Origin of the sequence: Mucilaginibacter paludis DSM 18603, assembly GCF_000166195.2 — a bacterium.
Lineage (GTDB): Bacteria > Bacteroidota > Bacteroidia > Sphingobacteriales > Sphingobacteriaceae > Mucilaginibacter > Mucilaginibacter paludis.
In genome coordinates this window covers 8,304,464-8,320,987 of record NZ_CM001403.1, presented here as the reverse complement: position 1 = coordinate 8,320,987, position 16,524 = coordinate 8,304,464, and the positions used below count along the sequence as shown (strand labels likewise).

The 16,524-nt window shown below is 42.0% G+C and carries 6 protein-coding genes; 4 read left to right on the top strand and 2 right to left on the bottom strand.

Features of this window, described 5'->3' with window-relative positions:
- The first annotated feature begins 164 nt into the window (after window positions 1-164).
- Complete coding sequence (locus tag MUCPA_RS35175; RefSeq protein WP_008513392.1) at window positions 165-3,023, top strand: TonB-dependent receptor; 2,859 nt, start codon at window positions 165-167, stop codon at window positions 3,021-3,023.
- 104 nt (window positions 3,024-3,127) lie between these two features.
- Here MUCPA_RS35175 and MUCPA_RS35170 read toward each other — a convergent pair whose 3' ends face one another.
- Together MUCPA_RS35170 and MUCPA_RS36625 are read right to left on the bottom strand one after the other, a co-directional pair.
- Window positions 3,128-3,538 carry an energy transducer TonB gene (locus tag MUCPA_RS35170; protein WP_083839410.1) on the bottom strand — a complete coding sequence of 137 codons (411 nt, stop codon included), beginning with the start codon at window positions 3,536-3,538 and terminating at the stop codon, window positions 3,128-3,130.
- An 18-nt stretch (window positions 3,539-3,556) separates the two neighbouring features.
- A complete protein-coding gene (locus tag MUCPA_RS36625; RefSeq protein WP_008513387.1) occupies window positions 3,557-5,140 on the bottom strand; it encodes an energy transducer TonB in 1,584 nt (527 codons plus the stop codon).
- A 718-nt stretch (window positions 5,141-5,858) separates the two neighbouring features.
- Between MUCPA_RS36625 and MUCPA_RS35160 the strand changes: the two genes are divergently transcribed.
- From MUCPA_RS35160 to MUCPA_RS35150, 3 genes are all read left to right on the top strand, one after another.
- Window positions 5,859-10,292 (top strand): hybrid sensor histidine kinase/response regulator transcription factor, encoded by a 4,434-nt coding sequence (locus MUCPA_RS35160; protein WP_008513384.1) that lies wholly within the window; start codon window positions 5,859-5,861, stop codon window positions 10,290-10,292.
- Between the two features lie 660 nt (window positions 10,293-10,952).
- The gene (locus MUCPA_RS35155) at window positions 10,953-13,223 is read left to right on the top strand and encodes a fasciclin domain-containing protein (protein WP_008513381.1); all 2,271 of its coding nucleotides are present in this window, start codon (window positions 10,953-10,955) and stop codon (window positions 13,221-13,223) included.
- A 25-nt stretch (window positions 13,224-13,248) separates the two neighbouring features.
- Complete coding sequence (locus MUCPA_RS35150; protein ID WP_008513379.1) at window positions 13,249-16,515, top strand: SusC/RagA family TonB-linked outer membrane protein; 3,267 nt, start codon at window positions 13,249-13,251, stop codon at window positions 16,513-16,515.
- The last annotated feature ends 9 nt before the right edge of the window (window positions 16,516-16,524 follow it).

The following is a 16,524-nucleotide window of genomic DNA, read 5'->3' as shown; positions in this document are numbered from 1 at the left end:
CAACTTTAAACGATAAAAGCCCATGAAGCCCTGGTTCCACGGTATGAAAAGCAGCTTCTGACGGATGGTCGACTAATCTTAGCCAATGGTCTATTGCATTTGAGCAGCCAAATTATAGCCCGTTTATTTGAGTTAATAATTTTTGTCAACTCAAAGACCAGGATATGTTTAGGAAACTCATATTGATGTTATTTCTTTTTTTGTCGAGTCAGGGCTTTGCGCAACAAACACTCACAGTTAGCGGCATAGTGAAGGATTCAACGGGACTCGCTGTACCCGGCGCAAAAGTTACCATGCTGATGGCAAATGATAGCTTATCAGTAAGTACAGGTACTAATGGCGTGTTTAGTTTTACAAAGGTGCAGCAGGCTCCGTTCAGTATTACCATTTCGGCACTTGGGTACCTGCCTAACCGGAAAGCTTATAAGGGAGTTACCAAAACCGGCGCGTTTTTTTTAGGAACAACTGTGTTGAAAAATAGCAGCACCTTGCTTAACGCGGTAAATATAGTAGGAGTAAACCCCATTAAGTTAAAAGAGGACACTGTAGAGTTTAATGCAGCCGCCTATAAGGTTCAGGATGGCGCACCCGTTGAGGATATACTTAAAAAGCTGCCAGGGGTTGATGTGGATAAGGATGGCAACGTAACTGCGCAAGGGAAAAGCGTAACCAAAGTACGGGTAAACGGGAAGGATTTTTTTAACGGCGATGTAAAAACGGCTACTCAAAACCTGCCAGCCAGTATTGTACAGAGTATCCAGATTATTGATGATTATGGCGACCAGGCTAATCTGACCGGGTTAAAGACTGGAGAATCTGACAAAATATTGAACATCACCATCCGGCCCGATAAAAATTACGGCTATTTCGGTCAGCTTAATTTAGGTGATGGCGCAGATGCGCAAAGCGGCGTATTAGATAAAAACGAGAGTAACCGCTACGTTGCCTCCGGAAACCTTTTTAAATTTAACGGCGACCAACAAATTGCCATTTTGGCCAACCTGAATAACACCAACGCTAACTTGTTCAGCTTCGGTGGTGGCGGCCCAAGGGGTGGTGGCCCTGGTGGGGGCGGCGGCGGTCCATCCGGAAACGCTGCAAGTTCAAACGGCATTACCGCCACTCGTTCGGCCGGTTTAAATTATCGCGATCAGTGGGGTAAAAATATCTCCGTTTATGGCAGCTATAGCTTCTCCGATAATACGGTGAATACGCTCAGTTCAACCATTCAAAGCAATTCTTCTTTAAATTTGCCAAGTATCAATAACTACAGCAGCAATCAAACCGACGGTAAGCAAAACCACCGGTTTAATTTAAACATCGAATACAAAATAGACCCACTCAATTATTTAAAAGTTTCACCTACTTTTAGTTATGCCGGGGTGAATACCAGCCTGGTTCAAAATAGTACGTTAACCAATAATAATACGGTAGCGAGCGATTATATCCTTAACTCAACCTTAAACTCATCATCTCCAAATTATGGTGCAAATGTGTTGTATAACCATAAATTTAATACGAGCGGGCGCAACTTCAGCGTCAATTTTAGTGCTGGTTCAACATCATTAACCCAAACACAGAACCCGGTATACAGCTATTTAGCTGGGGTAGCCAATGCACCTGTTAACCAACTGATTAGTACTGACGTGAAACTTGATAGCGTAGGCGCTTCACTATCTTACATGGAGCCTTTGAGCAAACGATCGTTTTTGGAACTTAACTATGCCTATCATTATGCCCATACCACGTCGGATAAAGCAACCGACACTCTAACTACCGCCAACACCCGCAACCGGTATAATTTGCTAAGTAACGATTACGCTTTTGATTTTATTACTAACCGGGTGGGTTTAAACTACCGTTTTATTGAGCAAAAATATAACTACACCCTTGGTGTAGCACTGCAACCGGTTTTATTGAGCGGCTACTCGGCCAAGGCGGGAGCAGATACGCGTGTAAGTACGCTTAACTTTGCACCCAATGCCCGCTTTGTTTATAATGTCTCGCGCAGCCAGTCGCTTAATTTTAACTATAGCGGAGCGAGTAATCAGCCTATCTATACAGAATTACAGCCCGTAACTGATTTTTCAAATAGCCTTTACCCGGTGCAGGGAAATCCTGATTTAAAGCCCGAGTTTAACAACAACCTGTCGTTACGCTACAATAAATTCGACTTTATGTCGGGCAACGTACTTTTCGCAGGTTTATCATTCACTCAAACAAACAATAAAATTGCAGCTAATACCATTACTTATCCGCAAAGTTATACCCCCGATAGCAAGCTTGCCGGTACTATTTTAACACGATACCAAAATGCGGATGGCTATTACAGTGCTGCGGGTAATTATGTTTATGCCAGGCCGTGGCAGGAAAGGCGCTACACGCTAATGTTTAATGGTAACATCAGCTATAGTAACAATATATCATATGTGAGCAATGTGGCACCGGTAACTTATGAACAGACCACGGAGAAGAACATCGCCAAAAGCATTAACCTTACCCAGGGCGTAAAATTCCGGACCAGTATAGATAACATCATTGATGCCGAATTGAGCACCAGCTATGGAGTTACCAGTACCAATAACTCGTTAAAACAAAATAATCTGAACAATAACTTCCGTACGCTGAACCTGGGGTTGAATGGTAAAAACTATTTTTATAAAACCTGGACATTAAGTTACGATTTTACGAAGACATTATACTACGGTTATACCGGGGCTACTAATCCGAACATCCTGAATGCCTATGTAGAGAAGAAATTTCTGAAGCTAAATGCAGGAGCTCTGCGCTTATCAGCTTTTGATTTGTTTAACCAAAATACAGGATTCAGCACCACGCAGAATGGTAGTTATATTACGCAGACAGAGAGCAACAGGCTGGGCAGATATTTCCTGCTGACCTTTACGCTACGCCTGCAGAAATTTGCCGGCCAGAAGCCAGGACTGCCCAATGGCGCCCCTCGTGATGGTAATCCGCCAATGGGTGGTCCGCCATTAGGAGGGCCGCCAATGGGCGACTATTAGCAGCACCCTTCGGAAACTTTGTAATCCCTTATGATGCAGTTGTGTATTATAAGGGATTACCTGCGTAAGATATTTTCGTTTTAGTATTTTAACCTTTTGTAAGTTCAACTGGCAGTTAATGCAATTTTAAAAGTATAACGAACCTTAATAGGTGCGCCATGCTGCATCCCAGGTTTCCACATCGGCGAAGAACTGATTACCCTCACTACCTCTTTGTCCACAATATCCGATACGCCTTTAACCACCTTAACATCGGTAATGCGACCGTCTTTTTCAATGGCCATGCTTATGGTAACAATACCTTGCATATCTTTTGCTTCGGCATCTTTATCATAGGCTATATTTTTTGAGATATATTTATAAAAAGCTTTGGCGCCTCCCGGAAATTTAGGTTCAACATCCAGTGCTTTATTGTTTATTTTGTTTTCGGGTATTTTGGTTACAGTAACTCTCTGCGCCCTTAAAGTATAGGGCAGAGTTGTTATTAGCAGTATTAAAAGATATTTATTCATCATGAAATAACGTAAAAGAGATTAATTAGTTGCTTTATCTGTTAACGTAAATTTAATAGGAATTTGATACGATACAGGTACTTTTCGCCCATTTTGTTCAGCTGGCTTCCATTTAGGTGAAGCTAACAACACACGAATTGCCTCCTGGCCCAGATCATCGGCCGGACTGCTTATAATTTCAACGTCGTTAACACTGCCATCCTCTTCTACCACGAAAGATAAAAGTACCTTACCCTCGATATTGGCTTTTTTTGAGCCCAACGGGTAACTGATATTTCCGGCGAGGTATTTAAAGAAAGCAGGAAGGCCGCCACCAGGGAATACTGCACCTTTGCTCGATGGATTAAACAGATCCTGTTTCATGATCTTCCGTTTCGGTTTTTTAATAACCGGTTCCTTCTCCTTTTTGGCCAGCAACGGTTCAGTTTTCTTTGGCAAAGCCGTAAACGCTTTTTTTGCTATCGGTGCTGCTTTTGGTGGAGCTGGTTTGTTTGTGATAGGTTTTATAGCTTTTTTATCCACTACCGGCAGCGGTTTTTTGGCCACCGGCAAAATTACCTTTTTTGCAACCGGAGGTACGATCTTCGGTGGTACTGCTTTTTTTACTACCGGTGTTGCCGGTTTTTTAGCAACAACAGGCTCAGGTTTCTTCACAACCGTGGGAGTAACTTTTTTAATTACCGGCGGTGCCAATTTTGGAGGATCTGCTTTTTTCACCGCGGGTGGTATTGGCTTTTTGGCAACCAGCAGAACAAGTTTTTTTACGGGTGGCGCGATAGCCTTTTTAGCCACTGGTGGCAGCGGTTTTGGAGGAGCCGTTTTTTTAGCCACTGGTGGCAGGGTCTTTTTAGCAATCGGCAGAACCGGTTTCTTAACCACGGGCGGAATAACTTTTTTTATTACCGGCGGAGTAACTTTCGCTATAACCGGCTTTTTAGTCACCGGCGTCGCCATCTTTTTAGCAACTGTAATGGCTGGCTTTTTTAGCAAAATTGGTTGCGGTTTTTTTGCAACAAGAGCGGCAGGCTTGGTAGCAACAGGTTTCCGGGTTTTTACAACTGGTAGTGTGGGTTTATTTACAACAGCCGGGGGAGCTTTTATTGCCGTAGGGGATGGTGCACTGTTAACAGCTTTTACAGGTAACGCCGTAGGCTGGTTATTGGCCAGCAATTGCTTTACCGGAGCTTTTGGCGGCGTAGCTGTGTTTGATCCGCTGATGGCTATAGCGATATTGAGTACCATATCCATACTCACTTTTTGGCCATTGAGCATCGCTGGTTGCCATTTGGGTGAGGCGCTTACCACCTTTACCACCTCCTGGTCAATTACGGGCGACAGGCTTTTTAATATCACGACGTTGGATATGCTGCCATCCGCGCCTATGCTCATCAACAAAATAATTTGTCCTTTAACGCTGTTTTTTACTACGTGATTGTATTGTAGAGTTTTAGAGATATAGGCGTTAAAATCTCCCTGTACAAATTTGGCTAAAGCATCAACGTGCTTATAAGGGAGTTTGCTTATTTTATAGGCAACGGTATCTGTTTGTGCCTTTACAACGGCCGAAAAGCAAAGCAGTGGTAAAAGAAACAGATACTTTTTCACAGTTACTAAGGTATTAGTTTAAATAAAACAACGGTAACTTTTACGTTAAGTGTTTAAAATGTTACTTAAAAATGGAACATATGCCTTTAATTAATCTTTTAGGCAAGCATAAATTAAACTCAAATAATGTTTTATTATTACATACTTAGTGCGGTATAACAACGTTTGCAAGTTTTGAATCACCACAAAGGCAAAAGCTTCAAAAAACCGGCGCTATATGTATTTGTATAACAGTTTGTTTGAGTAGTTAGCTTTGGTTATCGGTAGCCATAATCCAATCAGCCGCCCTTTAAATGTAATTAATGCATTTAATCAATTTAAAAAAAAACTGCAAGGCTGCGTAACCTGCGGAATGTTGTAAGCGTAATAATGGTATAATTTAATATTTATCATTATGTTTCAAATTGTAGCTGCCTTCTGTCTCGTGATCATCGTTTTTGTGTTTACCGGTCTTGTGCACCGCGAACAAGAAGACGAATGGCAGTAAAAAAATGCTGCCCGGTTATATTTCTTGTACTCTAAGCACTTGGCAAAGTGTTCCCCCTCCCTTGTGGTAAGTTGTTGCAATTGCACCGGCCATATTTTCGCCATGTAACAATTATCAATTAAAAGCATTATATTTATTCCATAAACCCGATATTGCGCCATTCATAAGTGGTGCTCATGCGGGGTACTCCATCTTTGCTTTTATAGACCTTTAATAAGTTTTATTTTTATAATGATTAGTTGGAATTTGCTTAACCGGCTTTCTCTGATTTTTGCAATCCTGTGTTTCGCTCTTAACACTGCCGCGCAGCTAAAGTGTAATTTAAAGCACTATTCAACAGAAGATGGCTTATCGCACGATAGGGTTTTGTGCATGACAAAGGACAGCGAAGGCTTTATGTGGTTTGGCACCTGGGATGGCATTAACCGGTTTGATGGTCACAACTTTATAGCGTATAAGGCCCGACCGGGTGATAGCTCAAGCCTTAAAAACAACAAGATCCGTAACATTATTGAAGATAAATTAGGTTACCTATGGGTAAAAACCTACGATAACGAAGTTTACCGTTTTGATAAGCGTACCGAGAAGTTTTTGGCTATACCTGGTACCGAAGTTCGCAGTCGGTTTAAAAATATCCTGATCAATAAAATTGTACCGGTTTCTAACGGGGATACCTGGCTGGTAACTGATAAACACGGCTTGTTATGTGCTGTGGGCAGCAAATCACTAAATCCGCCGGTTACTGTGCAATATGCCGAAGCCTTGGGTGGCGAGTACAATATTTGCAGTAATGATATCAGGTTTTTATTTGAGGATAGCAGGCAAAGGCTTTGGATAGGCACCTCAAACGGTGTGGCATGCTTGGTTAAGCGTGGCGAAAAATACACTTCCCTTATTTTTGAAAACCAACTGCCCTATTTTAGCCGCGAAAGCAATTTTACCTGTATCACCGAGAACAACGGAATAATATATCTGGGTACCGCAAATGGCAGGCTATTATGTTATCAGGTGAATAGCAATAGGTTTCACGCTGTTGACGTTAGCGCAGGCATAGCCATTAACGATTTATGTTTTTCTAAAAGCAATATACTTTATGCTTCAACACAGGGTAGGGGGCTTGCCATAATCAATCCTGCAAATTTTAGTATCAAGTACCAGGGTATTTATAACGGCGATAAGTATAATTCGTTGTTTGAAGACCAGGCGGGCTTGTTATGGATTGAGCCCGAAAAAACGGGTGTCATCAAATACGATCCCCGTAATAGCTCTTTTAAATTATTCACCCAAAAAACAGATGCAAATATTTCCGGTCCACATACCAATTACAACGTCATCAATGGCTCTAATGGTATAGTTTGGGTAAGCATGCGCGGCGGCGGATTTGGCTATTATGATGCAGGGAAGGATGAGATATCTTATTTTTATGACGAGCCCGGAAGCCTTAATCAACAATTTTCAAATATCATTACCGCTTTATATGTTGATGCTTCGGGCATACTCTGGTTAAGTGGTTATGAAGGCAGTATTTACCGTGCCATTTTTCAACCAGATAACTTTACTCATCACCTGTTGGTTAAAAACCCTAAAAATAAAACTGAGAACGAGGTAAGGGCGATTTATGAAGATAGAGACGGTAAGCTGTGGATAGGTACAAAAGCTGGCGAGATTTATGTATTGAAAGATGGAAAAAGGCTGGATAACCCTTTTGTTAATATGCCTGCAGGTGGTATAGGCAGCGTGTACACTATTATACAATCAAAAACTGGATCGATATGGCTGGGTACCAAGGGTAGTGGCTTGTATAAGGCAGAGCAAGTTACCAAAGACGGCAGGCGGTATACCTTAACCCATTATGACTCGGATCCGGATGATGTTCATAGTTTAAGCAATAAACGCATTTACTCTATTTTAGAAGATAGCCGGGGCCGGATTTGGGTTGGTACGTTTGGCGGCGGTATTAACCTGTTGGTTAAAGATGGGCCGAAGGCCGTTTTTAAAAATAGCAACAACTCGTTTAAAAATTATCCCATAGCAACTTGTAACGTGGTTAGGCATTTGGGCGAAGATGGCAACGGTTTTATTTGGGTAGCTACCACAAACGGGCTGGTGATATTCAACCCTAACGAAAGCTCGCCTGATGATTATAAGTTTTACAGGCATTACAAGGTTCCTGGGGATGCTACCAGCCTGGGTAATAACGACGTGCAATTTATCTATAAGGATAAACAGCGCCACATGTGGATAGGTACCTTTGGCGGTGGTTTACATCAGCTCATTTCATCTGGTGGCCTGCATCAAAAACTGCAGTTTAAATTTTTTAATACTTCTGATGGTTTGCCGAACGATATTATATTGAGTATAACGGGCGACAATAAAGGTAACTTGTGGTTAACTACCGAGAATGGCCTCTCTAAATACGATGTTAAAGCCCGTCGATTTCAAAATTATGATTACTACGATGGTTTGCCAAATTCAAAGTTTTCTGAGGCGGCATGTTTTAAATCGCGTTCGGGCAATATCCTATTGGGATGCTTAAACGGTTACATATCTTTCAATCCGGATAAAGTATACAATACCAAATACAAAGCAAACATTGCATTAACCAATATCCAGATCTATAATAAAACTGTAATTGCGGGTGCGCCAGGGTCTGTGTTGAAATACCCGGCAGACCAAACTGATCACATCACCTTAAATTACGATCAGAATCTGATAGGGATAGAATATACGGCGCTTGATTATCGCGAAAGCCATAAAATTTTATATGCTTATAAAATGGATGGACTGGATAAAGACTGGAACTATGTTAAAACGCAGCGCCAGGCCACTTATACCAACCTTGCGCCTGGCAAATATATATTCAGGGTAAAAAGTGTAAGTTATGATCTGTTTAAAAACATACCCGAAAAAACTATTGCCATCACCATACTACCGCCGCCCTGGCTTACCGTGTGGGCGTTTATTGGTTACTTTATACTGGCTTTCGTATTACTGGAAGTAGCCCGCCGCATAGTTTTTACCATGATCCGTTTGCGTAACAGGGTGGTTGTTGAGCAAAAATTGACAGAGCTGAAGTTGCAGTTTTTTACCAACATATCGCACGAACTTAAAACGCCGCTAACCTTAATTGTTAGTCCGCTGGAAGAAATCACAAGAGCCGAAAATCTGTCGCCTAAGGGGAGGGAATACATTAACGTAGTGAATAAAAATGCCAACCGGATGATTCGCTTTATTAACCAGTTATTAGATTTCAGGAAGGCACAGAGCGGTAAAATGCGTTTAAAGATATCGGAGGTTGAAATAGTTGGCCTTGTAAAACAAATCAGTTTGTACTTTACCGAATTGGCCAAGGAAAAGCAAATCGATTTGATTGTAAAATCAAACGTTGATAAGTTATATGCCTGGGTAGATGAGGAGAAGCTTGATATTGTGATTTACAACCTGCTCTCCAACTCATTTAAGTTTACTCCTGCCCACAGAAAGATTGTGTTGGAAGTTAAGTTTAACAGCGGAGACACTTGCTTTTACATTAACGTGATTGATCAGGGTGAGGGCATACCCAAAGATAAACTCACGGAAGTTTTTGAACTTTATTACGAAGGCGACAAAACAAACGGCAGTAATTTAAAAGGAACTGGTATCGGCCTGGCTTTATCAAAAGAGCTGGTAATTAATCATCACGGAAAAATAATTGCCCAAAATAATACCGACGGGGGGGCAACCTTTAGTCTGGAACTTAAAACAGGCAAGGAACACTTTGGTAGTAAGGATGTTGATTTTGTGAACGAAAACCATGTACCCGAGTTTGTGCAATCATTTTATGTAGACAAACCCGAAACCACAGTTGTTGGGTTGCCACAAAGTGATGCTAATGCCTACACGGTACTCATCGTTGAGGACAATACCGACTTACGACGGTTTTTGTATAGCCAGCTATCCGTTAATTATCGCGTAATTGAAGCGGCTGATGGGGAAGAAGGTTTAAGGATAGCGCAAGCCTCGCTTCCGGACCTGGTTGTGAGCGATGTGATGATGCCCAATATGGATGGCATACAAATGCTTGATCAGTTAAAAAATAACATTTTAACCAGTCATATTCCCGTGATACTGCTTACGGCCAAGTCGTCTGTTGATAACCAGATAGAAGGTTTAAAATACGGCGCCGATTTTTATATTACCAAACCATTTCATACCGACTTTATAATGGCCTGTATTGAGAGCCTGATTAAACAACGTAAGCAATTATTTGAATCTATATTAGGCAATAAAAGTATCCTACAGCTTTCACCTGGCGAAGTATTCATTACATCAAAAGATGAGCAATTATTAAAAGAAACTATCAGGATAGTAGAGGAGGGTATGAGCGATCCTGATTTTAATATTGATAGCGTTGCTATTGCAGTAGGCTTAGGCCGAACCACTTTTTATAAAAAATTGAAGAGCCTTACGGGCCTGGCACCAGTTGAATTTGTGCGCGATATCAGGCTTCAACGCGGCGAACAGTTGCTATGCGCCGGGGAGTTTAATATTTCGGAGATTGCTTATAAGATAGGCTTTAGCAGCTCAGGGTATTTCAGCACCTGTTTTAAAGAAAAATATAACCTGACACCATCTCAGTATTTGAAAAAAGAAAAGAGCGCAACTTTGCATAATAATCTCAATTAATTGTTAAATAGGCCGATAACAAACCGTTTAGTGATTAAATATGCTGTATTGGGTTTTAATACCAGTATTGTTAACTCTTTACACCGTACAAAGCGCATTTGTGTTCTCATCTCATTATCTGCTTTACCTATTTTCGCATTTTGGTACCTTTTACTTTAGGGGATCTGTTGTTGCTCCGTTAGGGGCGACCCCGTTGCCTTGAAGTGTTACGTCGTATGATCATAAAAGCGATAAGTCCAACTGCTACCGCTTCTCCTTTCGGCATATAAAATCTGCTATCCCACAAAAAATAACTTCGTGTTGTTTTATCTAAAAATAAAAAAAAAGCAAAAAAAGGCTTTAGGTAGCTTTGAGGCGGGTTATTCACCAAATTTTAAAAACAATTCGTCAAATTTTGTACACCCAAAATACCAATTTGCGATAGGTTTGTAACACAATTATAAACAAGGTCAATACGTCAAGGCCCAGTATTTTTAATCATCCGGTATAAAATTAATGCTATAGCATAGCGCTAATTTGTTAACTGTTTTAAAAAGAAAAACGCCTGAAGTTTGCCCGAACCAATTATTAAAATAAATACTAACGGTATAGTAAAATATAAACCTGTGGGCATAAAATTGGCTCGCTGAAGCTTATTACCCTTTTTTATTTTATAAATCTATGATTAAAACTCTACGACTCACTTTTCTCTTTTTAACGCTTGCTTTGGCCGTAACAAGCTGTAAAAAGAAGTTTGATGATTATTATGCGGTTCCCGATGGTCTGGGCGATCCCATTTATCAAACCTTGCAGGCAAAAGGTAATTTTAAACATTACCTTGCTTTGGTGGATAGGGCCGGGTATAAAGATATCCTTAGTGCCACAGGTTGGTTCACGGTATTTGCCCCCGACGATGCCGCCTTTACAAAGTATTTTACCGATAGCGGCATATCAACCGATGCCGCTATAAGCGATTCACTCGCCAAAGGCATTGTTAAGTTTTCGCTGGTATATAACGGCTACCGGAAAGATCAGTTGAATATTTACCAGATAGCCGGTACGGTTGGTAATCCGGGCATGGGTTACAAAAGAAAAACCACTTATTACGATGGTATCCAACAAAAAGGTGATGCCGTACACAAAAAAATTATCGCCACCAACAGGAATAATACCAGTGATGGTAAAGTTACCACCGTGCGTTATGTGGATGGTGATAATAACAACAAGTATATTCCATACTTCACTGATGTGTTTATGGCAACCAACGGACTGGGCGCCAGCGATTATAATGCCTTTTATCCAAACTCAGCATACAGTGGTTTTAACGTATGTGGCGCTAATGTTGTAAACAGCGATATCATAGCTTCAAACGGTATTATCCATGAAATTGACAGGGTAATTACGCCTTTGCCGAGCATCGACCAGTACATCAGGCTTAATGCCAACTACAGCGATTTTAAATTGTTAATGGATTCGCTGGCTTATTACGTTGCCAACGTTAACCTTACCCATGCCAACTCGGTGGCCACCGGCTCGGCCGATTCGGTATACGTAAAATCATACGATGGCAGGCTGGCTTACTGCATCAACAACGAAAATTATCAAAGCGGTGGAAGTTTCATTACTACAGCATCTCAGGCTGCCGGGTGGAGCATATTGGTGCCCAATAACACCGCCTTAAGGGCCTACCGGCAAAAAATATTATCAAAGTTTGGTAATTCGTTTTTCAAAACCGCACCGGCAAGCGTGGTTATTGATTTTGTTAACTCCTTAATGTGGCCTTCTAACTTATGGCCGAGCCAGTTTACCTTAACTAACAATTACCAGTTAGAGCCGGCCACTGTTGATATGGGTAGCATTGTTGATAAGCAGATACTTAGTAACGGCACATTTTACGGTGCAACTCAATCGCAGGAGGCTAATGTTTTCCGTACGGTTTATGGTGTTCAGTACCTGGATCCTAAATGCAGTATTATCTTGCAAGCCTACAGTTCGGGAGCTCTGCCTATCAAATCTCAAACCACCCAACCGGGTGTGAAAAATACGGTGATATTAATGAATGATGATGTACTGACCGCCAATGGATGGAGATATTACGAAGCCGGTGCAACCAGCGCTACAACAACGGCGTGGGGATATAAGGCAGTTGGCTCAACCAGTTATTCTCAAAGCGCCGTCTATCGTGATGTGATTTTCCGGATGTTTCAAACAGGCGTATTGCCTAATATCGATTTAACAAGCCTTACCGGCACCGGGATTGTTGAAACCATTAACCATGAGTTTATTAAATATAACAACGGTAAAATACAAACAAGTGGCACACTTGACGCGGGTGTTGATTTGAACGTAACGCAAACCAATAAAACTTCGGTCAACGGTACAGCTTATTATGTTGACGGGATGCTATCGTTCACCAATAATAACGTAGGCTATCATCTTCAAAAACTGGCAGCACAATACCCGTCAACCTATTCTTCATTTTATTATTATCTGTCAACTGCGCCAAATACTTTATACAATGCTACCACACAAGCTATTGCAGGTATAAACACAGGGGTTGATGTTAACTATACCGTCCTGGTGCCTACCAATGCCGCCATAACACAGGCTATAAAAGACGGTATGCTGCCCGGAAATAAAACCACAGGAGCCCTGCCAACGGCAGCGCCAAGCTCTGCGGCCGACCTGGACCTGGTACGTAAATTTATTCTGTACCACATTATTAACGGCAGCTCGCTCGCGGTAGATCAAAAAACAAGGCAGGATAACTACCCAACTCTGTTGCAAAACGAGAGTGGAGCCACCACGTTTGTAGGGGTTGAAAACGCGCCCACCTCGATGACGGTGATTGACCGCACCAATAAGTATATAAACGTAATTCTGGGTGCCACCAGTAACCAGTTATCAAACCGTACTATTATTCATTCGATAGATAAATATCTGCATTATTAATTAAGCCCATACCGAATAACAAAATATGAAAACACTTTTACTAAAGAGTTTGTGCTTTTTGATTGCCGGAATTTTGATTGGCGTTATGCCGGTACAAGCCCAGGTTCAACAAAGTATAACTATCCGGGGACGGGTTATCGATAAAAAGGACAAGCAAGCCATTATTGGGGCATCAGTTATTGAGTTAGATAATAACAATCGTACGGTAACAGGTGTATCAACAGATATCGATGGTAATTTTGCTATTAAAATATCCAAACCCACTAACCAAATCTCGGTATCATTTATCGGATACAAAACATTTTTAACCAAAGCTATTAACGATCGGCGGGTTATTAATGTACAACTTGAAGCTAACACCGGCCAGTTGGTTGAAGTATCCATAACAGGCAACCGTACCGTAAATAATGGTACCGGTTTAAACATCGATGCACGTAACTCTACTATGGCATCGGCAACAATAAACGCTAAAGATCTGGAAGAACTGGCGGTAACGTCAATTGACCAGGCATTAGCCGGCAGATTGCCAGGGGTAGATTTTGGCGCCACATCGGGAGATCCGGGTGCGGGTATGTCTATCCGGATAAGGGGTACCGCATCCATTACGGGGAGTGCAGAGCCGTTGATCGTTCTGGACGGGATGCCCTACGAAACCGAAATTCCAAAAGACTTCAACTTTGGTACTGCCGATGATGTGGGCTATGCCCAGCTACTAAATATTTCGCCTTCGGACATTAAGGACATTACCGTTTTAAAAGACGCAGCATCAACGGCGGTATGGGGTTCAAAGGCTGCGAACGGCGTATTGCTTATTAACACCAAGCGTGGCGCCATGGGCAGCCCCGTTGTTACCTATAATTTTAAGGGTACCATGGCTCATCAGCCTAAATCAATCCCCATGTTAAACGGAAATAGCTATGCTACGCTTATTCCCGAAGAGATTATGAATGCCACCGGCGCTCCGCTTGACTTTTTGGGGAATAACGGGCAGAACAAAGCTTTTCAGTATGATCCCTCCGACGCGTTTTATTACTATAACTATGGACAAAATACCAATTGGATAGACCTGATTACCCGCACCGGGTACACCCAGGACCATAACATCTCCATGAGCGGGGGCGGAGAAAAGGCCAGGTATTATACTTCCTTTGGTTATTTGAATCAAATAGGTACCACACTCGGTACTGATCTGGGGCGTATCACAACCAAAATCAATCTCGACTATACCGTATCCAGCAGGCTGCGTTTCCGTACGGATTTAACTTATACCCACGTCAATAACACGCTTAATTATGATAATTCGTTAAGAACGGTTGCTTATAATAAAATGCCTAACATGTCGCCTTATCTGTTTGATGAGTATGGGCATATCACAGGCGCTTACTTTTCTCCCGAATCCAATATTCAGGGTAAATATCCTGATACTTATAATCCGCTGGCTTTGGCTAATACCGGCTTGAGCCATTTAACCGGCGAGCGTATCACCCCCAAATTTAATATCCAATATGATATTATACCATCTTTGCTGGTTTCCACTGTCGATCTTCAGTTTGATATCAACAATACCAAATCGAAAACATTTTTACCGCAGGTAGCTACCGGCCGGCCAAGTACAGAAAATACGGTTAACCGGGCTTCTGATGCCGATGGAGACTCGTATAATGTGCAGTCGAAGGTGAATTTGATTTACACGCCATCGCTTGGCGAAAAAAGTACTTTCCAGGGCTTACTTTCTTTCCAGACTGAAGATACCAAAACCGCATCTTACAGCGAAGCAACTGCCAACACCGCCTCGGCAAATTTGCAGGATGCCTCCAGCCCCGGTTTAAATAGCCTTGGTTTAAGTTCGTCCAATAGCGAAAGCAGAAACTTTGGTGTTTTAACACAGGGCCAATATGTTTACCTGGACAGGTATATTATAAGTTTAAACGCCCGCCTGGACGGTAATTCCAAATTTGGCCCAAACCACCGTTACGGCATATTTCCGGGTGTTGCCGGCAGGTGGCGCATTTCCGGAGAGCCTTTCATGAAAAAACTGACCTTTTTAAACGAGTTAAGTTTGAGGGTAAGTTACGGAGAGGCAGGGCAGGCCCCAAGTGGTAGCTATTATGGCACTTACTCGCCACTCAGCTGGACATATAATGGGCAGGCGTCGGTGGTGCCCAATAAGGTGGAGCTAACTAACCTGAAATGGCAAACCGTTGTTGGCAAAAACATTGGCTTTAACCTGGGGATGTTTAACTCGCGTGTTAAGGTTGATATGGAAGTGTACCAAAACACAACCAAGGATATGTTTTTTGATGGTTTAAATATTGCAACCATAGCAGGTTACAGCAACATCGGCTTGAATATCGGCACCCTGGAAAATAACGGGTGGGAGCTTGGCATTAACACCATTCCAATCAAAACGCGGAATTGGGTAATCGGCTTTGATTTTAACATTGCGCAAAACGCCAACAAGTTAACTTCGGTATCCGATTTTTATCCGCGCGAGAGTGTTATCGGCGTTCCAGGGCTGGGTAAGTTTAAGTCGTTCCTGTTGTTAGGCAATCCTTTCGGTTCTTTCTATGGCTTTAAGTACGATGGCGTGTATAAAGATAAAGAAGCAACCGTTGCCACTGACGAGAATGGCAAGCAAATAGCCGATGCCAACGGCAACAAAATTTATATGCGTTACAATTACCCGCTGGTTAACTATGTTTTTCAGCCGGGAGATGCTAAATACGAAGATATTAATCATGATGGTAATATAGACTACCGCGACCTTGTTTACCTGGGCAACGGTGTACCCAAATTTACAGGTGGCTTTGGCCCTAATATTACCTTTAGGGGTAACCTTAAAATATCGGCATTTTTTAGTTACCGCTGGGGCTACCAGGTTATCAACGCCGTTAAAATTTCAACCACTAATATGTATACGGTTAATAACCAGAGTACCGCTGTGTTAAGGCGGTGGCGTAATCCCGGTGATGTAACCGATATACCCAGGGCTTTATACCAGGCAGGCTATAACTGGTTAGGATCAGACAGGTATGTAGAGGACGGATCGTTTGTCAAATTAAGTTCGGTAACGGTAAGGTATAATTTGCCTAAAACACTGTTGCAAAGAGTTAAACTTAGCAACGCCAGTTTTTACGTAACCGGGCAAAATCTACTCACTTTAACTAAATATACCGGTCAAAACCCAGACGTAAGCACATCAGGCGATAACACGCCGTTTTCTTTCCCGACAGATAGTGGTTTAACTCCGCCCGCAATTACCTATACCCTGGGCTTAACAGTAGGATTTTAATACGATTTA